Source organism: Streptomyces sp. B8-7, assembly GCF_058833805.1.
On record NZ_JBYRRL010000001.1, the window covers coordinates 1238678 to 1258773 of the forward strand.

The 20096-nt window shown below is 71.1% G+C and carries 19 protein-coding genes and 2 pseudogenes; 9 read left to right on the plus strand and 12 right to left on the minus strand.

What is annotated here, in order from left to right; genetic code table 11:
- Window positions 1–290: 290 nt before the first annotated feature.
- Window positions 291–1631: a tetratricopeptide repeat protein gene (locus AC5K6T_RS05105; protein ID WP_493206023.1), complete on the minus strand. Its 1341-nt coding sequence runs from the start codon at window positions 1629–1631 to the stop codon at window positions 291–293.
- 149 nt (window positions 1632–1780) lie between these two features.
- On the opposite strand from AC5K6T_RS05105, the gene AC5K6T_RS05110 reads away from it, so the two are divergent.
- The 5 genes and pseudogenes from AC5K6T_RS05110 to AC5K6T_RS05130 form a co-directional block, all read left to right on the plus strand.
- Window positions 1781–2008: a hypothetical protein gene (locus AC5K6T_RS05110; RefSeq protein WP_493206025.1), complete on the plus strand. Its 228-nt coding sequence runs from the start codon at window positions 1781–1783 to the stop codon at window positions 2006–2008.
- A gap of 575 nt (window positions 2009–2583) precedes the next feature.
- On the plus strand, window positions 2584–3120 hold the full coding sequence (locus tag AC5K6T_RS05115) for a hypothetical protein (protein ID WP_493206026.1): 537 nt from the start codon (window positions 2584–2586) through the stop codon (window positions 3118–3120).
- Window positions 3121–3651: 531 nt separating this feature from the next.
- Entirely contained in the window at window positions 3652–3924 is a 273-nt protein-coding gene (locus tag AC5K6T_RS05120) for a transglycosylase family protein (protein ID WP_493206028.1), read from the plus strand.
- A 329-nt stretch (window positions 3925–4253) separates the two neighbouring features.
- Window positions 4254–5294: a ricin-type beta-trefoil lectin domain protein gene (locus tag AC5K6T_RS05125; RefSeq protein ID WP_493206029.1), complete on the plus strand. Its 1041-nt coding sequence runs from the start codon at window positions 4254–4256 to the stop codon at window positions 5292–5294.
- Window positions 5295–5638: 344 nt separating this feature from the next.
- Window positions 5639–5841: pseudogene (locus tag AC5K6T_RS05130) on the plus strand (XRE family transcriptional regulator); the annotation flags it as partial.
- 9 nt (window positions 5842–5850) lie between these two features.
- On the opposite strand, the gene AC5K6T_RS05135 reads toward AC5K6T_RS05130, so the two are convergent.
- A complete protein-coding gene (locus tag AC5K6T_RS05135) occupies window positions 5851–6885 on the minus strand; it encodes an alpha/beta hydrolase (RefSeq protein ID WP_493206030.1) in 1035 nt (344 codons plus the stop codon).
- Window positions 6886–7587: 702 nt separating this feature from the next.
- Here AC5K6T_RS05135 and AC5K6T_RS05140 point away from each other — a divergent pair.
- The gene (locus AC5K6T_RS05140) at window positions 7588–7947 is read left to right on the plus strand and encodes a hypothetical protein (protein WP_493206032.1); all 360 of its coding nucleotides are present in this window, start codon (window positions 7588–7590) and stop codon (window positions 7945–7947) included.
- A gap of 93 nt (window positions 7948–8040) precedes the next feature.
- On the opposite strand, the gene AC5K6T_RS05145 is transcribed toward AC5K6T_RS05140, so the two are convergent.
- From AC5K6T_RS05145 to glnII, 3 genes are all read right to left on the minus strand, one after another.
- Entirely contained in the window at window positions 8041–8292 is a 252-nt protein-coding gene (locus AC5K6T_RS05145) for a hypothetical protein (RefSeq protein ID WP_493206034.1), read from the minus strand.
- A 275-nt stretch (window positions 8293–8567) separates the two neighbouring features.
- Window positions 8568–9566 carry an NAD-dependent epimerase/dehydratase family protein gene (locus AC5K6T_RS05150; RefSeq protein WP_493206036.1) on the minus strand — a complete coding sequence of 333 codons (999 nt, stop codon included), beginning with the start codon at window positions 9564–9566 and terminating at the stop codon, window positions 8568–8570.
- Window positions 9567–9852: 286 nt separating this feature from the next.
- Window positions 9853–10884, minus strand: coding sequence for a glutamine synthetase (gene glnII, locus AC5K6T_RS05155; RefSeq protein WP_493206037.1), 1032 nt, complete (start codon window positions 10882–10884; stop codon window positions 9853–9855).
- A gap of 241 nt (window positions 10885–11125) precedes the next feature.
- Between glnII and AC5K6T_RS05160 the strand changes: the two are divergent.
- A pseudogene (locus AC5K6T_RS05160) lies at window positions 11126–11542 on the plus strand (alpha/beta hydrolase); the annotation flags it as partial.
- Window positions 11543–11545: 3 nt separating this feature from the next.
- Here AC5K6T_RS05160 and AC5K6T_RS05165 read toward each other — a convergent pair.
- A complete protein-coding gene (locus AC5K6T_RS05165) occupies window positions 11546–12238 on the minus strand; it encodes an SCO2207 family protein (protein WP_493206039.1) in 693 nt (230 codons plus the stop codon).
- A 279-nt stretch (window positions 12239–12517) separates the two neighbouring features.
- Window positions 12518–12880 carry an arsenate reductase family protein gene (locus AC5K6T_RS05170; RefSeq protein WP_493206041.1) on the minus strand — a complete coding sequence of 121 codons (363 nt, stop codon included), beginning with the start codon at window positions 12878–12880 and terminating at the stop codon, window positions 12518–12520.
- 306 nt (window positions 12881–13186) lie between these two features.
- On the opposite strand from AC5K6T_RS05170, the gene AC5K6T_RS05175 reads away from it, so the two are divergent.
- Complete coding sequence (locus tag AC5K6T_RS05175) at window positions 13187–13531, plus strand: hypothetical protein (protein ID WP_493207347.1); 345 nt, start codon at window positions 13187–13189, stop codon at window positions 13529–13531.
- 505 nt (window positions 13532–14036) lie between these two features.
- Here the strand turns inward: AC5K6T_RS05175 and pspAB are convergent.
- From pspAB to glnA, 5 genes are all read right to left on the minus strand, one after another.
- Entirely contained in the window at window positions 14037–14615 is a 579-nt protein-coding gene (gene pspAB / locus AC5K6T_RS05180; protein ID WP_493206043.1) for a PspA-associated protein PspAB, read from the minus strand.
- Window positions 14616–14627: 12 nt separating this feature from the next.
- Entirely contained in the window at window positions 14628–15542 is a 915-nt protein-coding gene (gene htpX, locus AC5K6T_RS05185; RefSeq protein ID WP_493206045.1) for a zinc metalloprotease HtpX, read from the minus strand.
- Between the two features lie 294 nt (window positions 15543–15836).
- Complete coding sequence (locus tag AC5K6T_RS05190) at window positions 15837–16058, minus strand: SCO2583/SCO2584 N-terminal domain-containing protein (protein ID WP_493207349.1); 222 nt, start codon at window positions 16056–16058, stop codon at window positions 15837–15839.
- Window positions 16059–16511: 453 nt separating this feature from the next.
- Complete coding sequence (locus tag AC5K6T_RS05195) at window positions 16512–17669, minus strand: PP2C family protein-serine/threonine phosphatase (protein ID WP_493206047.1); 1158 nt, start codon at window positions 17667–17669, stop codon at window positions 16512–16514.
- A gap of 203 nt (window positions 17670–17872) precedes the next feature.
- Window positions 17873–19282, minus strand: a complete 1410-nt coding sequence (glnA, locus tag AC5K6T_RS05200) for a type I glutamate--ammonia ligase (RefSeq protein WP_493206049.1) — start codon at window positions 19280–19282, stop codon at window positions 17873–17875.
- Window positions 19283–19491: 209 nt separating this feature from the next.
- Between glnA and AC5K6T_RS05205 the strand changes: the two genes are divergently transcribed.
- Window positions 19492–19959, plus strand: a complete 468-nt coding sequence (locus AC5K6T_RS05205) for an RDD family protein (protein ID WP_493206051.1) — start codon at window positions 19492–19494, stop codon at window positions 19957–19959.
- Window positions 19960–20096: the final 137 nt, after the last annotated feature.

A 20096-nucleotide genomic window follows, 5' to 3' on the forward strand; every position in this document is an offset into this window, starting at 1 on the left:
GCAGCGGCGCCGCCGGGCCGCCTTCGCCGAACGCCGCACAACACCACGTCAGGCCGCGGCAGCCAAAAGCCGCGATCGTCGTCGGCGTGCGGTCGCAGGGGAGGCCACAATCGAGCAGACCAGCCCGCTCCCAAACGGCCACGCAGGAGCAGGGCGGATGCCGTAACGGAAGGAAGCGGCGTGGTTGAGGACGGTGCGGGGTTGCTGGAAGCACACGTGGCGGGTGATCTCTCGGCGCACCCGCCGTCGTGGCTGACTTTCTGTGGCCGAGCTTGAAGGGTCGACGGGGATCAGGCGACCAGCGACGGTGGCGTGATCGTCCGTGCTCGGTCGTATAGGTCGAGCGCCGTCGCGTTCTTCAGATGAGGCCGCAGGAGACCGAACATCGCCTTCACGCGCTCATCGGCTCGGCCGGACTGCACCTTGGGGTAGTCGTCGAGGGCCTGGTGCCAGGTGGCACAGGCCGCTTCCAGGTGGCCGAGTTCCAACTGCCGCTCTGCCAACAGGCCACGACGGTGTACGCGTGTGCGCTGGTACACGCTGGGGCGGAGCCGGTCCGCCTGTTGCATGGCTTCGACGGCTCCGGCCTTGTCACCGAGTTCGTAACACACCTGGCTGACGTGGTAGTTGAGCGAAGAGGGGTCGTACGAGCCGAACGCCCTGCCGCGTGACTCGGCACGGTCCATGGCCGCCTCGGCTTCGCGGATGCAGCGAAGTGCGCCCGCACGGTCGCCGGTCTGCGCGGCCGCGTGCGCCTGCTGGCCGACGAGGAAGGCCAGCATCCGAGGGCCGGCTTTCGGGGAGGCGGCGGCAGCGGCGTCGGCCAGTTCCATGGCCTTCGCCCCGTGGCCGAGGTCGACTGCCTGGACGCTCATGCCCCGCAGGGTGGTGCAGTACGTCAGGTGGTCCTCGGCAGCGCCCGCCAACTCCAGAGCTTTGACGTAGTAGCGCTGCGCGAGACCGTGCAGCCCTTCGTCCACGGCCATGTAGCCCGTCAGGTAGAGCAGGTCCGAGGCGGCGGACAGCATCGCCTTGCGTACGTCCTCGGACGCGTCGGCGCGCAGGTAGGAGGCCACGGTGTTGACCATGAAGGAGGCCGCCATGGGGCGGGCGTGACGGCCGCCGAACTCGTCGTCCAGTTCCGACACCCGCTCGGTCATGGCGATGACCATGTCCACTTCGTTCATGCCGATGCGAGTCGTGCGGCCGGACTGGACGGCATCGGCACGCCCGACCACATCAGGCCAGCCGGGAATGGCGACGGCCACGGAGAACAGGCCGGCCCCCAGGACACTGCGGCGGGACGGGTCCATATCCAGCCTCCCCAGGTCGATCACTCCTTCCACGGTATCCGCAGTTGCGTAGGAGCGATCGCGTGGAACGGGCAGCCCGGCCTCGGCATGGGTGACGGGGCGGCCGAGGCGGCGGGAAAGGGCTTCGAGGATGCATGCGCGTACCGCACCACGAGGGATGGTGCCTCCGAGCCAGTGGCTCACCCCCGACTCGTCATAACGCAGGGGAGTTCCGGTCTCGGTGCTGATGCGGTTCACCGCCCGCGCGAACTGCCGGTGAGTCCAGCGGCTTTCGGCGAGCAGGCGCCCTAGCGCCACGTTTGGTTCACGCTTGGCCATGCCCTCAACTCCCCGTGCTTTCCCGAACTTTCAAGGCTTTCAAGTCCTGGCGCTGCGGCAACGGTACCGCTGAGCGTGGTCGTGCGGTTGCGTAGAGACAGCAGGGAACGGCGAGACCTCGCCGCAGCCGTCGTCTGAAGGGCTGAGGGATGAGAAGCGAAGCACGGGCCCGTCTGGCCCGGATGACCGAGGAGCGGGGCATGGACGGGGTGTTGAGGATCGACACCTACGAGGGCGCGGACCTGCCGCCGGGTTCGAACCGGTTCTCGCCGTGTCTCTGCCCGCAGCACCGCTCAACGCCGTCGGAGGACGGGGCTGCAAGGCTGAGCGCTGCAGTACGCGAGGTCAACGAGCGCAGCCGTGGAGAGCGGCTGTGAATCGGTTGGCCGCAGTCGTCGGCCGTTACGCCGGACCGCTCTTGATCATCATCATCTCGGGATCGGTCGGCTTCGTCCTGGGCGTGGCCGCCGCATCCACACCCACCTGACTCCTCCCCGTCACACATCCAGGCTCCCCACCTGTGACGAGGGAGGGCCCGCCGCCGGAAGCGGTGGGCACCCCGTCCGGCGGCCTTCTTCGCAAGGGTCCGGCAGCCGGACGGGTCCAACTCCGCAGCACCAGCTGTGGAGTCCACTGAAAACCGTAAGGGAGAAAACGATGAACGTGGACGAGTTGTTCACCGGCGGCCTGATCACCGGCGTCCCGGCCATCGAGGCCGCGCTGCTCGACAAGATGCCGGGCGGCGGCGACAACAACGGCGACCACTGCAGCAAGTGATCCAGGGCTGACGCCAGGCGGGGCGGGGCCATACGCGGCCCCGCCCCGCCGCACGACATCGGAAAGGGACGGCATGCTGTCGATGCGTCTGTGTCTGGCAGATCTCCAGGAGCCTAAGTGGCGGTCAGAGGGCGGCCGTTGGATCAACGGCGAGAGCTGGATCGAGCCCGCGAACGTGTCCACGTTGGTCATGGAGGTCAGCGACGACCAGGCACCGCGCGTACGGGTCCGCGTGAAGGAGTGCAAGCGGGACGACGCCGACTTCGTCGAACTCACCATGGAGCCCGGACAAGCCCGCCTGGCGGTGGGCGTCTTCGGCACAGCCCCGCTCTGTCTGACAGAGAAGGCCGGCGAACTGCACGCCTCGTGGGACCTGGTACTGCTGCGACCGCATCTGCGGGCAGACCGCCTGGTGCCGCGTGTCGTCGCCCGCACGCTGACGAGGCAGCACCGCTACACGTCCGAGACGCTCTTCGAAGGTGTCTACCGCCTCACTGAACGGGCTGCGGCCACGTTCACCCGTTCGGGACTCAGCATCCACTACCCCGACCCCACCGAACACGTACTTGAGCCGCGTACGCTGCGGCCCGGCGTTGATCCGCTCATGGCTCTGGACGAGTTGCTGACCGACGTGGGCCAGTCCCTCAACGAGGGCGGCCCGGTACTCGCGTTCGTAGTCGATCGGGCTCGCGCATCCGCATACGCTGCGTAGCCGCCTGGTGTTGTCGACGTCTGTGATCCGGGTGGTGATCCAGATCCGGGCCTCGGTGCGGGTGCGGAAGGTGTGCCGGCGGATGTACTCGGCCTTGAGCACCCTGCTGAACGCCTCGCTCACGTCGTCCTCGCGACGCGGCCCCGGCCGCGTGGTTTGGGTGTGCGTCACCCATGTGGGAGGCGGTGCCCGGATGCTTGGCTGTCCGCCTGGTCGAAGGACAGAGCTCCGGCCCACGCCTCTGTGCCTCCCCTACGCGGTGGCCCTCGAGGCTTGGCGCCGCGCTGATCCACCGCCACCCGGCACACCACGTCGGCCGCTTCCTCGGCAAGGAGCCATCCAGCCATGCCCTCCCTTCCCTCCCCGTCGCATACAGCCCGCTTCCCGAAGGCGGGGGCGCCGTCGCCTCGTGTCCGCCCTGGTCCTGGCCGGCGCCTTGAGCGCCGGGGGCCTCCTTGCCGCGGCGGCGACCGCCACCGTGGCCCCGGCCGAGGCCTGGGACGCCGTGGCGGGCTGCGAGAGCGGCGGCGAATGGTCGCTGGCAGCGGCAGCGGCAGCGGTGGCTACGGCGAGCTGCAGCTCCAGTTCGACACGTGGGCCACATGGGCCGAGTTCGGCGGACAGGAACTCGCCCAGAACGCCCGCCAAGCCACGCGGGAACAGCAGATCACGGTGGCCGAACGGGTCCTGGCCGTACAAGGCCCCGGCGCCTGGCCGCAGTGCTCGCTCAGCGCCGGAGTTCGACCTGCCACGACCTCGGACGGTTCACGACGACCACCCCGGCGCCACCTGCGCGAGAGCTAGGCCAATTTCTCCGCCCCGGCGCACGGGTTGCAAGTGTTCATTCCATTCCATTTCGTTCGGAGGTTCAGATGACGCCGAATCCTCTCCCCGATATCACGACACGCGGCGATTGCCGGTTTTCTTCAGCGAAGCACCTGCGGCGCCTGCTCAGCATGCTTGTTGCGGTAGTGCTCACTCTGGCAGCTGTGGCCATAGTTCAGCCACATCGCGCCTATGCCGCCGTGGGTGACTACACTCCGGCCAATTGGAACATGCAAGGAAGCTCAGGCGGTAAGTGGACTACCGTCGGAGGTATAGTCGCAGGAAGCTCGCAGTACTCTAGTCATAGTGTGGTGGCCCTGCAGGAGGCCGGCCCCAGTTCCAGCCTCCCGACGACTGCTGTAACGGGGAGGTTCTGGAACTTCCTGGGGCGAGCAGGCCAACAATATACGGTCCGGGAGTACGTGTGGCGGACTGGAACAGCCAGAAGCGGTATGGAGGTATATCTGTACTTCATGCGGACAGATTTCGGCGGAAACCGCGTGAACCTGGCAACGGTAAGTCATACGATTGCGACAAACGTACTCTTCGTTCCGGATCAGTTCGACGGAACCAGGCCCATGTTCGGGATAGTCACGGACAATACACCCATCGGGCTCCCGCCGAGCCCCACGGTCTTCTGGAACATACACGCGTCTGCCCGTGGCGGTGGTGATGTGAACGGGCTGCTGGCAGGCGCGGCAAACGTATCAGCTGCAGCAGGTTACACGGAGTGGGCCGTTCTCGGTGATTTCAATCGTGATCCGAGTACGATTACGCTCCCCGCGGGTTCCGTACGTCACCGGACCTACGCAGCGACTCAGGCTTCCCAGGGCGAGCTCGACTATATGGTCGCCCACGGAACCAATGTGAACGCATGGGCCGGCCGCCGCATCCCCGCCATGTCGGACCACTTCGCCGTCGAGTACGGCATGTACGGGTCCGCAGAAAACCACGTCCGATTGGCGCAAGACCGAGATAGGTGCATGGCCTGGGCGGACGATAGTTCTTCCTACAGTGCATTCTGGAACCCTTGCGTCGAGGAGGGCAATAATGCCTGGGGTCATGAGCGCTACCAACTCCAAGGAAGTGAACTGAGGGATATGGCCCACGGGTATACCAACTATTGCCTGGATGCCCGAGGGGAAGGTACCCGCAACGGAACCCAGGTCGGCATGTACCCGTGCAACGGGCAAGCGAACCAGACATGGGTATGGAAGCCGAACGGAAACCTTTACAATCCGGTATCGGGCCGCTGCTTGGACAGCACCGCAGGAGGCTTCGCCAACTTCGTGCTCTACGATTGCAACACTGTCACTCTGCCCGACAATCAGAGGTTCCTTCTCTGGTAGAGCGGTGCCTCTCTGCGCATAAGTGAGGGCATTCATGGCGCCCCGGACTGCAGGAATTTGTCAACCCCAGGGGTGATGGACGGCTCCGGTCCGACCGTGACGGTCCTGTCATGAATGCAGTGAAGCTTCGGCTGAACGGGCTGGCCTGGCCAACTTGCCTGGGGACGCCGAAGTTTCACTGCGTTATTGAGCGGATGTCTCACGCGGTGATGCAGTGAGCCGGGTCGTCACCACCGCTTGTGGGTGCCGCTCTGTCGTAGCGGCTGGTTCCTGACGGTCTGCGGGAGTCGGCCGCTCCGCTATTACCCTCGTTCAACTCCTGCCGCAAGGGGGCGGGACCGCTCCTCGGGCGTGTCCCACGTCGTGCCACCGCCCTCCCGGCGGCCAGGGCCCTGGGAGAAGACGTGCACGCACTCTGGCCGGCGCTCCGCCCGCCCCGCCCGCGCCGTCAGCCCTGAGCCGGTGGCGCTCTGCGAGCGGCGGGCCGACCTCCCCGTCTTGGCGTTCACCGACCTCCCCGGCCCGGGCCCGGGAACGGATCGACATCCACCGGGGTTCAGTGGAGGGCTTGCAGCAGCGTGGGGAGCGAGGCGCGGAGCTCGCGTGACCAGTAGGCCGGATCGTGGGTCCCCGCGTGGAACCGGGTCGTCACCAGGGCACCGGCCGCACGGAGCACGGGGGCCAGGGTCTCGTTCTCCTCGCGCATGATCGCTTCGGTCGGTGACAGGACGTCGGTGGGGAACGGCGCGTCCGGGTCTTCGAGACCGGGGATGTGTTCGTCCGGAGGGGTGTCAGGCGGGTCCAGTGGGCCAAGCCTCCCGTCACCGCAGGACAGCCAGACGGGGATGTCGGTGAGCCGGTGGGCGAGGTGTGCGGGGTCGTGGGCCTGCCAGACTGCACGCTGCCGCACCGGATCGCCCCACAGCGCCGTCCACTCCAGGCCCAGATAGGTCATCGCCGCCCGTACCGCGCGAGGGTGCTGGAGCGGGTGCACGAAGCCGCTGTAGCTTGCCGCCGCCCGGAACGTCCCCCGATGGCGCGCGGTGTACGACACAGCGCCGAACCCGCCCTGGGACTGACCGGCGACCACCCGCCTCGTCCCGGCTCCGTAACGGCGCTCCACGAGCGGCAGGACCTCGCGCAGATGGAACGTCTCCACGGCCGGCGGGCCGCCCTCGCCGTGATTCCACCAGTCCGTGCAGAAGCCGAACAGCGGCATCTCAGGCATCACCACGAGCGTGTGCCGCAACGCGGGAAGGTGATGGATCCCGTAGTCCCGGGTCCACGCCAGGTGATCACCGTCCCCGCCGGGCAGCAACAGCAGCACCGGCCAGCGTCGCACGGGCCGCTGGGCGTGCCAGTCCTCGGGAGTGAGAAGCCGCACCCCGGCAGGACGCGCCAGCGCGGCCGACTTCACCACGAGATCCACGATCCGCCGTCCGGGGAACGTCTCCTCGACCACCTCCGCCCCACCGTCGCATGCCGCTCTGGGCAGTGCGACGGCCTGCCCGGCCCCACCGGCGCCGGCGGCGAGAACCAGCACACCCTGCAACAGCAGACGCCGCCCCGGACCCGACGACAAGGCACTCATCGGCCACCTCGATTCGACTCCCGGAGCCCCGGGCACCATCCGTTTCCCTTCCGAGTCTCGTACCGCACCAAGCACGCGGGAATCCGTCACACCCCTGACCGAACCCGGAGTTCACCCCGGAGGCGTATCGCAGCAAGGTCGCCGTCGGACACGTCTCCTCGGCCCCGGCATCGGACTCGTCTCCCCGGAGACAGCACGATGCACGGCACTCCGGGACACCGGTCCCGGCATCCCGGAGCAGGGCCGGCGAGACGGACGTCGTCCGCGGCAGATCGCCATCAGCCCCGACGCTACGACCCCCAGTGTCCCGTCCCTTTTGATCGGCAACCCGCCGGACAGCTGACCGCCGGCGGTCGCGGACCAGTAGTCCCGGGTCACCGATCCCTGGCTGGCGTACGACCTCACCGCGCGTACCGGTCGAGCCCGCTCGAACCGCGACGTCCAGCACGACCGCAACGGCTCTCGCCGCCGTACCGACTCCTCATCGACGAACGCGACGACGAACTCCGCTGGCTTCATCACCCCGACATCCACCGATCACCCCTGGCGCTCGTGGCCCACCACCGGGCCCCGATCCGAGGAGGCCACGGACGGACACCTCCGAGCACCAGGAACCGGCTCGAACCGCCCATGAGGGGCAACCAGATGTTTCGGACATCAATGCGTTCGACGTGGCGTGGCCGCAGTCAGGAGAATCGGCCCATGAGCCTCCTCGTACACACCTTCGTCTACGACGCCGACGGCGGTCGCGACTTTCTGGAAGACCCCGAGTCCGGCGACACGATGGCCGGTTTCGAGAGCACCCGAACCCGGCTTTGGGGCTCCATGGCGATCCGGTCCCTGGGCTCCCGCTTCTTCCCGCGACTCGACGGCGGGGACCTCTACGTGGAACGGGACGAGATCGCCGACTTCCTCACCGAGTGTGAGGCCGTCCGCCCGCATCTCAACCACTTGGCCGGACGATGCGGTTACGACGCCGACTACGTCACCAAGCGCTTCGGGAACATCGTTGCCGCCGCACTGCGAGCCAGGGCCGAGGGCGGTGGGATCGTCGTCTGGTAGCGGCGGCCCATGTTCGAGGCGCACGAAGGAGCACTGTCGCAGGACACCCTTCAATGCTGGGAGCGCCGGGCCTCGGCAAGTGGGCCCAGGCCGTCAGGGGAAGTCCGGGCACTCCGCGACGAAGCCCTCCGAGACGGGCTGCCACGCGCCGTGGCTCTCACTTGCGCTCAGCCGGTTCGCCTCCTCGGTGGTCTCGATCAACTGGGCGATGGTCAGGGGGAGGACGGCGGCCACGAGAACCCGCCCAAGGTGGCGGCAGAGCTGCACCGGCCGGAGCTCCTCCGAGTACGGCTCACCGGCGACCGCGAACAGACCGGGCAGGCGCCAGCCCAGCGGACCGGCCACGGCACAGAGCTGGTACCGCCGGTGCCGGACTCGGCTCCGATCGCGAGACCGTCCCGAACAGCGTGCTGAGGGACAGCCCCGGCACCGGGTGCTCCCCTCGGGCGACGAGGCCCGCGACGAGATCCGCAGGCGTGTGCTGTTCCCGCGGGAAACTGGAGCGCCGCGCCGAGGGCGGAGGCTTCGAGGTCCTGGACGTGGACGACGGCACGGGGAGCGCGTTCACCGGCCCCGCCGCCTGCACCGTGGCCCCGTGCGCGCCGCGACGAGGCACCTCGTCAGCTGGTGTCCGACAGCACCTTCGCCTCCCGTTCCGGGGCCAGGCCGACGCGGGGGCGGTCCGGGCGGGTGGGGGCCGGGCCGGGGAGGGTCCGCAGCCACGTCCAGGTGTCGGTGACCGTCTCGGTGAGCGGGCGGCAGCGCAGGCCCGCCGTGACGGCGCGGGTGACGTCGGGTGCGTGCAGGGCGTCGTGCAGTTCGCTGTCCGGGGGCGTCCACACCGGCAGCTCGGTCCACGGCTCGATGCCCGCCCCGAGGACCGCCGCCGGGTCGGTCCAGCGGAGGCCGGCCGTGCCGCCCGTCACCTCGGCGCACGCGTCCAGGAGGCCGCCCATGGTGGCGTGCCCCGGGGGGCTCACCAGGTTGAACGGGCCGGCGGTCCCGCCCTCCAGCGCGCCCAGCAGCCATACGGCCAGGTCGCGCACGTCCACGAACCGGATCGGCAGCTCCCGCGGCCCCGGCGCCAGGACCTGGCCGCCCCGGGCCATGCGGGTCAGCCACCAGGGCAGCCGGCCGATGTTCTCGTACGGGCCGAGGATCAGCCCCGCCCGCACCAGCAGCGAGGCGTCCGCGCCGAACGCCTCCAGTGCCGCCAGCTCGCCGCCCCGCTTGTCGCGGGCGTAGTCGGTGGCGCCGGCGTCCGCCGCGGCCCCCTCGACCAGCGGCGCGTTCTCGGTGTACCCGGCGGGCGCGGGCCACGCGTACACCGAGCAGCTCGACACGTACGCGTACCGGCCGACGCGCCCGCGCAGCAGCCGGGCCGTGTCCCGCACCGCACGGGGCTCGGCCGACCAGGTGTCCACGACGGCGTCCCACTCGCCCTCCGCCAGGGCCGCCACCCCGCCGGGCGTGGTGCGGTCGCCGGTCAGCGAGCGCACCCCGGGGACCGGGGCCCGCCGTCCCCGGTTGAACACCGTCACGTCCCAGCCGCGCCCGGCCGCCGTCTCGGCCACCGACCGCCCCACGAACTGCGAACCACCCAGCACCAGAAGTCTCATGCCGTCGACTCTGGCCGTTCGTGCCGCCGCGGGGAAGCGGTTCTGCGGCGGGCAGAGGCGGTGCGGGGCCGTCCGTGGTGGGAGGGGTGCTCGTCCGCTCTCCGGCGGGGGCGCGTGGCTGCCGCCGCCGTCGGCAGCCGGGTACGTCCCGCACTCCCGTCGGCTGATCGCGGGTGCGCACCCGGTGGGGCCCGGCCTACGCGGAAGGGGGCGTCCACCGTCGGGTGGACGCCCCCTTGCGAAGCCGCTGCGAGGCCGGGCCGTCGGGCCTCGTACGGTCCTGGGATCAGACCTGGCCGGCCTTCTCCAGGGCGGAGCAGCAGGTGTCGACGAGCAGGCGGGTCACCACGTACGGGTCGACGTTGGCGTTCGGGCGGCGGTCCTCGATGTAGCCCTTGCCGTCCTTCTCGACCTGCCACGGGATGCGCACCGAGGCACCGCGGTCGGAGACACCGTAGGAGAACTTGTCCCAGGGGGCGGTCTCGTGCAGGCCCGTCAGGCGGTCGTCGATGCCGGCGCCGTAGTTCTTGACGTGGTCGAGCGGCTTGGAGCCCTCACCGAGCGACTCGCACGCGGTGATGATCGCGTCGTAGCCCTCGCGCATCGCCTTGGTGGAGAAGTTGGTGTGCGCGCCGGCGCCGTTCCAGTCGCCCTTGACCGGCTTGGGGTCGAGGGTGGCGGAGACGCCGAAGTCCTCGGCGGTGCGGTAGAGCAGCCAGCGGGCCACCCACAGCTGGTCGGCGACCTCCAGCGGGGCCAGCGGGCCCACCTGGAACTCCCACTGGCCGGGCATGACCTCGGCGTTGATGCCGGACAGGCCCAGGCCGGCGGCCAGGCAGTTCTCCAGGTGCTTCTCGACGACGTCGCGGCCGAAGATCTCGTCGGCGCCGACGCCGCAGTAGTAGCCGCCCTGCGGAGCCGGGAACCCGCCCTCGGGGAAGCCGAGCGGGCGGGTGCCGTCGAAGAAGGTGTACTCCTGCTCGATGCCGAAGACCGGCTCCTGCGCGGCGAACCTCTCGGCGACCTCGGCCAGCGCGGCCCGCGTGTTGGACTCGTGCGGCGCCATGTCGATGGTGAGGACCTCGCAGAGCACCAGCACGTCGTCGCCGCCGCGGATCGGGTCCGGGCAGGTGAAGACCGGCTTGAGCACGCAGTCCGAGGCGTGGCCCTCGGCCTGGTTGGTGGAGGACCCGTCGAAGCCCCAGATCGGCAGCGCGTCCAGACCGGCGGGCGAACCCGGCATGATCTTGGTCTTGGAGCGGAGCTTGGCGGTCGGCTGGGTGCCGTCGATCCAGATGTACTCAGCCTTGAAGGTCACGAGCCACTTCCTTCGGGGGTGGGTCCAGGCGTGCCCCGCGGGTGCTGCCGCACTGCCGCACCGGTGCTCCGCCGTCGATGCACGGCAGCCTGTCAACGGGCGGTTTCCCGACCGTTGCTCGCATGTGAACCGCTTGTTTCCGGGCGCTGCTGTGCCCGACATCACGCCGTGAGGTCCCGTCGCGCCCCCGGCGCCCGAGCTCCCGGGACCTTCGCAGCTGCAGAGGGACCGGCCGGGCGGCTTCGTACCGGACCCGACCGGCCGCTTCGCCGGGTTCCGGCCCGGCCACCTGCTGCGCGCCCTGCCGGTGCGGCCGTCGCCGCGGCGGGTGCGGGCGTTCCTCCGGTGGGAGACCGGCGGCGTCCCCCTCGACCCCTCCTCGCTCCGCCTCCGGGAGGCGGCCGCCGGATTCCCCGCCGCCCGGCCGGTGACCGGGCCGCGTCCGGCGCCGCAGGCGCCGCGCGGAATCGACGTGCCGGTCCTGCTGCTCGTGGCCGCGAACAGCAGGACCCAGGACACGTACACGGTGACGGCCCGGGCCGCCGGGCTGCTGCCGCGCGTGGAGACCGGGACGGTCACGGACGTCCCGCACCACGCGCTGCCGCAGTCGGCGCCCGGCGGCCTGGGGCGCCGCCTCGGGGACTTCCTGTCCGGCTGAGCCTCACCCCACCTTCTCGATCACGGCCCGGCGGATCAGGAACTTGCCGGGCTCGCGGACCTGTTCGAAGGCGGCGTTGTTCAGCAGCACGCAGCTGCCGGAGACCGAGGTGACCTCGACGGTCGTGGACTTGTCGTTGTCGAGGTTGGTCACCTTCAGCTTCGTACCGGCCGGGAACTGGTTGCTGGACGCCGCCGGGGCGCCGCCCTCGCCGGAGAGCGTGACGGTGGAGCCGTTGCAGACCTGCTGCCCGGCGGCGGCCTGCTCGCCGGCCCCCGCCTGCTGGTCGCCGGCCTGCTGGTCGTCGCCTCCGGCCTGTTGCTCACCGGCCTGGCCGCCGCCCATCTGCTGACCGCCGCCCGCCTGCTGGCCGTTCTGCGCCGACTGGGAGCCCTGAGCCGACTCCCCAACGACGCAGCCGGCCGCTTCCTGCTGCACCTTGATCTGCTTGATGACGGCCTCGCGGTTGGCGATCCGCGCCTCCGACTGGGCGTCGGGCGCGGCCCGCTGGCCCTCGATGAACCGCTCGTTGTTGCCGAGCGCGGTGGCCAGCCCCTGGCAGACCGTGGAGTCCGCCGAGGGCTGCGCGGCGTTCGAGGTGCTGGCCAGGACGAAGGCGCCCCCACCCGCCACCGTCGCCGCGCTCACCAGCAGCGCCACCTTCTTCTTCGTGCTGAGAGTCCTCCTACGCGACATGCGCGCCTCCTGGGAGTCGGGAAGAGTACGCCGCTATGTACGGGCTCCCGAACGGAGTTACTCAGCGGTTACGGCGGTGATGCCAAGTAACCTGTGTCACAGCGGAGTTGAGTGACCTTCACCTTCGGCGCGCGGGCGGCGCCGCCAGGGGTACGGGCGGAGCGCCGGACACGACCCGCCGCGCCCGGACGGGATCCGCCGAGGACCGCCCCCGGACCCGCTGCGCCCCACCTCGCGGTGGGCGGAAGCGGGCAGAAGTGGGCAGAGGCGGTCCACCGGTCAGGTGCGGCCCAGGGCGTCCCGAACCGCCTCCTCCGTCCGGGCGACCACGGCGGTACCGTCCGGTGCGGTGATGATCGGCCGCTGGATCAGCTTCGGGTGTGCCGCGAGCGCCGCGATCCACCGGTCCCGCGCGGCCTCGTCCCGGCTCCACCCGCGCACGCCCAGCTCCCTGGCGGCCGGCTCCTGGGTGCGGGTGATGTCCCAGGGTTCGAGACCGAGCCGCCCCAGCACCTCCCTGATCTCGTCCTCGCCGGGCACGTCCTCCAGGTAGCGGCGGACGGTGTACCCGGCTCCCTCGGAGTCGAGCAGGCTGAGGGCGCTGCGGCACTTGGAGCAGGCCGGGTTGATCCAGATCTCCATGCCGACACGGTACGCGGCGGCCGGCGGTGAGCGGTGGCCCGACCGCGCGCGCCGGGTGTGTGCCAACCCCGCCGTGTTCGAATTTCGGAGGGCCCTCGTCCGTCCCGCGGGGCGGCTGTGACTCCAGTGTCATGACCCGTTTCACCTGCGGATCCGACGGACCGGCGTACTGTCTGGATGTCAGTGGCGGGCAGTAGAATTGAGGCAGTGTTCGAGGGTGGGGCCGAGGTCACCGGACGGCCTCGGCCCCACCCTGATCGCGACAGGAGGATGCCTGTGCCCGCTGCCGCCGCAGATCCGAAGCCGATGTCGGCGCCCGCCCCGACGACGACACCGAAGCCGGCGTCGACGTCCCGCTCCAAGCCGCTTCCGACCCAGTCCACCGCCAAGCGCCCCGTGCTGCTCGACCTGCCGTACGAGCCGGTGGTGAAGCGTCCGTTGCCGCCGGGCCGGCCGCGCGACTGGTACATCACCCACAACCGCCGTCTGAAGGCGATGCGCCTCGCCATCGCCCTCCTGGACTCGGGGGTCCACGTCCCGAACCAGGCCCGCAACGACACCATCCGCAGCGCCGCCGAACAGATCGGCATACATCCGCCGTCCGACACGACCTGCCACATGGTCCGCGCGCTGATGCGCTACAGCCGCTGACGTCTGTGCGGGGCGCCCCGCCCCGTCCGGGGCGCCTGCGTGTCCCGGCCCGGCCGGGGTGCGCGCCCGCCCCTGCGGGCACGCACCGCGCCCCGCGGAACCGCCGCCCGCTGCCTGCCGCCCGCTGCCTGCCCCTGGTGGCCGTTCTGCAGCCGCTCGGCCCGTCCGTCTGCCGCCCTCCTTGCCGCCCTCCTTGCCGCCGTCTCCGCCCTCGCCGCCGTCTCCGCCGTCTGTCCGCGGCGCTCGTTGTCGCCCGCGCCGTCCTCGCCGCCCTCGCCGTCCTCGCCGTCCTCGCCGCGCTCGCCGCCGTCTGTCTGTGGCCGGGCTGCGGCCGGGCTCCGCCGACGGGGCCGCGCGGGTCCGGGCGGCGCGCGGAGCACCGGCGGCGGCGTACCGCCGGGCACCGGGCGGCCGGGTGTCCTGCGCCGGACCGCGTACGCCGCGGGGCCGGGCACGGCGGAGAGGTCCCGCACCCCGGCCCCGCAGGCGGCGGCCCGGCCGGGCATCACAGCCCGGGGGCGCCCCACAGCGGGAACCAGCGGCCCAGGTCCTCCTCCATGCGCAGGTCGTCCACGAGGGCGGCCTTCACCCGCAGTTCGAGCGCGTTGTCGCGGCGCTCGCCCGGCAGCGGGGCGAAGGGGTAGAAGGTGCCGCGCTTGTAGAGGTAGACCAGGGCCAGACCGCGGCCCTTGTCGTCGCGGAAGCCCGCCAGCGAGCACAGCAGCTGCGGCCCGAACCCGTTGACCTCCATGGACGTGTTCACCGCGTGCAGGTCGTTGACCAGCTGCGGCAGGGCCTCGGGGGAGCGCCGGGAGACCAGCCAGGAGTAGCCGTAGGCGTCCTCCTCCAGAGCGACGGGCAGCCCCTCGCGTCCCGCGTCGGCGTCCAGCAGCGCCCGCACCTCGCGGTGGGTCTGCTCGAACGCGGCCCCCTCCACCGTGGCGAAGCACACCGCGCCCTGCCCGGTGGGGGTGAACCCGGTCGCGGCCTCCAGCGTGATCGCCGCCGAGGGCAGCCCGAACAGCCGGTCCAGGTCCGGCGCGACCGGCCTGGAGCGGCCCAGCAGAATGTCCAGCAGCCTCATCCGGGCCCCGCCTCAGCCGGCCGTACCCGGCTCGGCGGCCTCACCCAGCTCGCCGGAGATCCGCCCCAGCTGCTCCAGGCGCTGCTCCAGGCTCGGGTGGGTGGAGAACATCCGGGCCAGGCCGTCGCCGAGCGCCGGGGTGAAGTAGAACGCGTTGAAGGCCTGCACGGTCCGCAGGTCCTTCGTCGGGATGCGGGCGACGTCCCCGCTCACCTTCGTCAGCGCCGACGCCAGCACCGAGGGCCGCCCGGTGAGCAGCGCGGCGGCCCGGTCGGCGGCCAGCTCCCGGTACCGGGACAGCGCCCGGATCAGCAGGAAGCTGATCGCGTACACGGCGGCGGACACCGCCATCACGGCGATGAAGATCACGGCGGTGTTCTGGTCGCGGCGCCCGCCGCCGAACAGCTGCGAGTAGAAGGCGAACCGCACGATCAGCCCCGCGATCACGCCCAGGAACGACGCGACGGTGATCACCGCGACGTCCTTGTGCGCCACGTGCGACAGCTCGTGCGCGAGCACGCCCTCCAGCTCGCCCGGCTGCAGCCTGCGCAGCAGCCCGGTCGTCACGCACACCACCGCGTTGTCGGGGTTGCGTCCCGTGGCGAACGCGTTCGGCATGTCCATCTCGGACACGGCGACGGCCGGCTTCGGCATGTCCGCCAGCGCGCACAGCCGGTCCACCACGGCGTGCAGCTCGGGGTACTCCTCCCGCTCCACGACCCGGCCCCGCATGGCGAACAGCGCGATCCGGTCCGAGAACCAGTACTGCGCTCCCAGCAGCCCCGCCGCGACGACCACGACCAGCACCCAGGACTTCAGCAGCACCACGAGCGCGGCCACGAACGCCACGTACAGCAGTCCGAGCAGAAAAAGCGTGACCGACATCCGTACGGTCAACCGGCGGTCACCACGAAACCGACTGTGCATGGCCCATCACTCCATACCCGGGGACCCTCGCCCCGTCGTCAGGCACTCGCCCCACTGCCAGTGTGCACCCACCGCCCGCGAGCGACCGCCTTCCGTGCGGAGGGGCCGGTTCTCCGCGGGGGCGCCGCGCCGCGGAACGGCGTCCGCCGGGCCCGGCGCGGTACGCGGCCGCACCGGGGCCGCCGCCCGTGCGGTGCGCGGCCCGGTGCGCCTGCGGGCGGGCCGGCCACGACCGGGTGGGCGCCTGCGGGCCGGTCCGGTCGGCCCGCAGGTGTTGTCGGCCTAGTTGTCGGCCTAGTAGGTGTTCAGGTAGCCGATCAGCAGGATCACCAGGACCACGCAGCCGAGGACGATCGCCGTGGAGACCCAGGGGGAGCGGTGGACGCGGCGGGACCGGGACGGGGTGGGGTCCGGGCGGAAGGGGACGGGGCCGGGCGGCTGATGCTTCCAGCGCTCGGCGAGCATCCGGGCGCGGGCCGAGGGCTCCTTGTGCTCGGCGTCGTCCGCCCAGCTCAGGTCGAACTCGCGCGCCTGGTCGTCGTGGCCGCGGCCGTGCTCGTGGTCATGAGCACGGCCGTGCTCGTGCCCGTGCCCGTTGTCGTGCTCCTGCCCTTGCCCCTGCTCGTGCGTCGGCATACGGCCCCCCGTCTCGCCGGATGCGGAGCGCGCCGGTCGCCTCCGCTGAATGACTCCTCTGTCGAACATACGCCCGCGCCCCGCCGTTGCGGAAAGCAGCACGGCACCGGCCGTACCACGCGAGGACACGGCGGGCCGGGCTCAGGGAGGCCACCGGCCGCCGGGTCGGCCACCGGCCCGCCACGGACCGGCCCCGCGCCGAGGGGGCGCCGGCCCGGCGGGGCACCCCGGTCCCCGGCCCGGCAGGGCGCCCCGGCCCGGCAGGGCACCTCGGCCCGGCAGGGCACCCCGGTCCGACCGCGGGTGGATCGGCCGGCTCCGTCCCCGGCCTGCTCAGACCGCGGGTGGATCAGCCCGGTCCGTCTCGTCGAACCGGTCGACCATGATCATCGCGACATCGTCCGCCAGGGCGCCGCCGCTGTGGCGGGTCAACGCCCGGTGCAGCTGCTCCAGGAACTCCTCGGGGGCGGGGCCGGCGCCGATCCTCTCGACGGCCTCCGGCAGGGCGAAGAACGCGCTGTCGCGGTCGCGGGCCTCGATCACGCCGTCGGTGTACAGCAACAGCCGGTCACCGGGGAGGAACGCATAGCTCTCCGGCGCGTCGGGCAGGTCGGTGACGAGGTCTTCGAGGCCGAGCGGCGGTGACGGCAGGCCCGGGGCCAGCGGTGCGGCCCTGCCGCCGTGCAGCAGCAGCGGTGGCGGATGCCCACGGTTGACCAACTGCACCACGGGCTCCTCCGGCACCTGCGCGATCAGCGCCGTGATGAACCCCTCCAGCAGGACCTCCTGACCGTACGCACCCGGCACCGCGAGTTCCCGTCGCTGTGCGGCCGCGCACCGGTTCATGACCTCCACCAGGTCCCTCTCGTAGTGCACGGCCTCCCGGAACGCCCCCAGCACCACCGCGACGGCCCGCACCGCGGACAGTCCCTTGCCCCGGACGTCCCCGACGATCATCCGGACCCCGAAGCGCGTCTGCACCGCCTCGTAGAGATCACCGCCCACCTGCGCGCCCGTCCCGGCCGCGAGGCACAGGCTGCCCGCCCGCAGCGGGCCCAGGCGCGCGGGCACGGGCCGCAGCACGACGTCCTGGGCCGCCACGGCGATGCGGTGCACCTGGTCGAACTCCCGCTGCCTGCGCTCCTGCATGGCACGGCTGGTGATGAACCCGGCCACGGAGACCAGGATCAGGGCCAGGAAGTTGCTGTAGACCTGCAGGGTGCCCCACGCCCCGTTGTAGGTCGCGGTGGTCGCGCTGATCGCCACCGCCAGGGCCGCGGCCGCGGTGGTCCCCTTCGGCCCCAGGGAGACCGCCGCGAGCGCCGGGACGGCGGTGAGGAAGGGGCCGGTGTAGATGAAGTGCGCGGGCGTCAGTTCGACGACCAGCACGGCCAGCGCGATCACGAAGGGCACGCACTGCATCAGCACGAAGAGGACCCGGTCACGACCGCCTGCTCCTGGCACCGGGGGCGAGCGCAAGAGCGACCTCATGCACCAAGCCTGCCTCGCCGGAACCCATGGCTCCACTCAGCCCGCCGCGCCGGGCGGCGCGGGGACCGGCCCGGCCCGCCTCTCCACCGGACCGCAGGCGCGGAGCCGGAAAGCCGCCGGCCGGCCCTCCCGCGCGGGGAGAGCCGGCCGACGGCTCGCGGACGGCCCGGGGCAGCGGAGCACCGCTCCGGCCCGGGAGAGCATCACACGTCGAAGTAGAGCTCGAACTCGTGCGGGTGCGGACGCAGCTGCAGCGGGGCGATCTCGTTGGTGCGCTTGAAGTCGATCCACGTCTCGATCAGGTCCGGCGTGAAGACGTCGCCCTGGAGGAGGAACTCGTGGTCGGCCTCGAGCGAGTCGAGCACGGCCGGCAGGGAGGTCGGGACCTGCGCCACGTTGGCGTGCTCCTCGGGAGCCAGCTCGTAGAGGTCCTTGTCGATCGGCTCGGCCGGCTCGATCTTGTTCTTGATGCCGTCCAGGCCCGCGAGCAGCAGCGCGGAGAAGGCCAGGTACGGGTTGCCGGAGGAGTCCGGGGCGCGGAACTCGACGCGCTTGGCCTTCGGGTTCGAGCCGGTGATCGGGATACGCATCGCGGCGGAGCGGTTGCGCTGCGAGTACACCAGGTTGATCGGCGCCTCGAAGCCCGGCACCAGGCGGTGGTACGAGTTCACCGTCGGGTTGGTGAAGGCCAGCAGCGACGGCGCGTGACGGAGGATGCCGCCGATGTAGTAGCGGGCGGTGTCCGACAGGCCGGCGTAGCCCTGCTCGTCGTAGAACAGCGGGTCGCCGTTGCTCCACAGCGACTGGTGCACGTGCATGCCCGAGCCGTTGTCACCGAAGATCGGCTTCGGCATGAAGGTCGCGGTCTTGCCGTTGCGCCAGGCCACGTTCTTCACGATGTACTTGAACAGCTGCAGGTCGTCGGCGGCCGCGAGCAGCGTGTTGAACTTGTAGTTGATCTCGGCCTGGCCGGCGGTGCCGACCTCGTGGTGCTGGCGCTCGACCTTCAGGCCGGCCCGGTCCAGCTCCAGGGAGATCTCGGCGCGCAGGTCGGCGAAGTGGTCGACCGGCGGGACCGGGAAGTAGCCGCCCTTGTAGCGGACCTTGTAGCCGCGGTTGTCCTCGATGGCGCCGGTGTTCCAGGCGCCCGCCTCGGAGTCGATGTGGTAGAAGGACTCGTTGGCCCCGGTCGCGAAGCGTACGGAGTCGAAGACGTAGAACTCGGCCTCGGGACCGAAGTACGCGGTGTCCGCGATACCGGTGGACGCCAGGTACGCCTCGGCCTTCTTCGCCACGTTGCGCGGGTCGCGGGAGTACTGCTCGCCCGTGATCGGGTCGTGGATGAAGAAGTTGACGTTGAGCGTCTTGTCCCGGCGGAAGGGGTCGACCCGTGCCGTCGACAGGTCGGCGCGCAGCGCCATGTCGGACTCGTGGATGGCCTGGAAGCCGCGGATCGACGAACCGTCGAACGCCAGCTCCTCGTCCGGGTCGAACGCCTCGACGGGCACGGTGAAGTGCTGCATGACGCCCGGCAGGTCGCAGAAGCGGACGTCGACGAACTTGACGTCCTCGTCCGCGATGAACTTCTTGGCCTCGTCGGCGTTCTGGAACATCCAGCTCCTCCTACTCCCGACCGCCATGCCGGGGTGGTAGATCGTTCGTGCGGCCAGTGCGGTGGCACACGCTGGTCCCGACCCTAGGGACGGGTGATTTCTCGGGCGTGACTCGTTTGTTTCACCGAAGTTAACCGGCCCACCGTCCACCGTAGCCCCGACGCACCCCGACGTCGTCCGATGGAAGGCCCTCGCAGTACCGTGTACGGGTGGACAAGAGGCAAGCAATCGGATCATGGCTCTCCGGGCCCCGCGCGGCCATGGAGGAAGCGGGTGCCGACCTCGGATACCCGGGCGAGCAGCTCGGGCTGCCCCGTCAGGGCCCCGGTTCGGTGGCCCGCCCCGGCAGGCGCCTCGGAGCGCTCGCCGTCGACTGGGGGCTGTGCCTGTTCATCGCATACGGGCTGATCACCGACGGCTACGGCCAGGCGACCGGCAACTGGGCGCTGCTGATCTTCTTCGTGCTCAGCGTCCTGACCGTCGGCACGATCGGCTCCACGCCCGGCAAGCGCCTGTTCGGGCTGCGCGTGGTCGCCGCCGACACCAAGACCGTCAGCCCGCCGCGCGCCTTCTTCCGCAGTGTCCTGCTCTGCCTCGCGATCCCCGCGCTGGTCTGGGACCGCGACGGCCGCGGCCTCCACGACCGCCTCGCCCGCACGGTGGAAGTGCGTATCTGAGGCTCGCCCCGGCGCTCGTGGGCTCGCGGGTACGCGTGGCGCTCGTGGGTGCGCGTGGCGAGCGGTGCACGTGCGTTCCGTGAGGCGGGTGGGCCCGACGGGGCGCCCGCGCGTTCCGTGAGGCGGGTGGGCCCGAC

Bases quoted from the DNA above. Each gene is read 5' to 3' on its own strand.
- AC5K6T_RS05105 (WP_493206023.1), bottom strand. From the start codon at position 1,631: ATGGCCAAGCGTGAACCAAACGTGGCGCTAGGGCGCCTGCTCGCCGAA.
- AC5K6T_RS05110 (WP_493206025.1), top strand. From the start codon at position 1,781: ATGAGAAGCGAAGCACGGGCCCGTCTGGCCCGGATGACCGAGGAGCGG.
- AC5K6T_RS05120 (WP_493206028.1), top strand. From the start codon at position 3,652: ATGGTCGCTGGCAGCGGCAGCGGCAGCGGTGGCTACGGCGAGCTGCAG.
- AC5K6T_RS05135 (WP_493206030.1), bottom strand. From the start codon at position 6,885: ATGAGTGCCTTGTCGTCGGGTCCGGGGCGGCGTCTGCTGTTGCAGGGT.
- AC5K6T_RS05140 (WP_493206032.1), top strand. From the start codon at position 7,588: ATGAGCCTCCTCGTACACACCTTCGTCTACGACGCCGACGGCGGTCGC.
- AC5K6T_RS05150 (WP_493206036.1), bottom strand. From the start codon at position 9,566: ATGAGACTTCTGGTGCTGGGTGGTTCGCAGTTCGTGGGGCGGTCGGTG.
- AC5K6T_RS05165 (WP_493206039.1), bottom strand. From the start codon at position 12,238: ATGTCGCGTAGGAGGACTCTCAGCACGAAGAAGAAGGTGGCGCTGCTG.
- AC5K6T_RS05170 (WP_493206041.1), bottom strand. From the start codon at position 12,880: ATGGAGATCTGGATCAACCCGGCCTGCTCCAAGTGCCGCAGCGCCCTC.
- AC5K6T_RS05175 (WP_493207347.1), top strand. From the start codon at position 13,187: ATGTCGGCGCCCGCCCCGACGACGACACCGAAGCCGGCGTCGACGTCC.
- pspAB (WP_493206043.1), bottom strand. From the start codon at position 14,615: ATGAGGCTGCTGGACATTCTGCTGGGCCGCTCCAGGCCGGTCGCGCCG.
- htpX (WP_493206045.1), bottom strand. From the start codon at position 15,542: ATGCACAGTCGGTTTCGTGGTGACCGCCGGTTGACCGTACGGATGTCG.
- AC5K6T_RS05195 (WP_493206047.1), bottom strand. From the start codon at position 17,669: ATGAGGTCGCTCTTGCGCTCGCCCCCGGTGCCAGGAGCAGGCGGTCGT.
- glnA (WP_493206049.1), bottom strand. From the start codon at position 19,282: ATGTTCCAGAACGCCGACGAGGCCAAGAAGTTCATCGCGGACGAGGAC.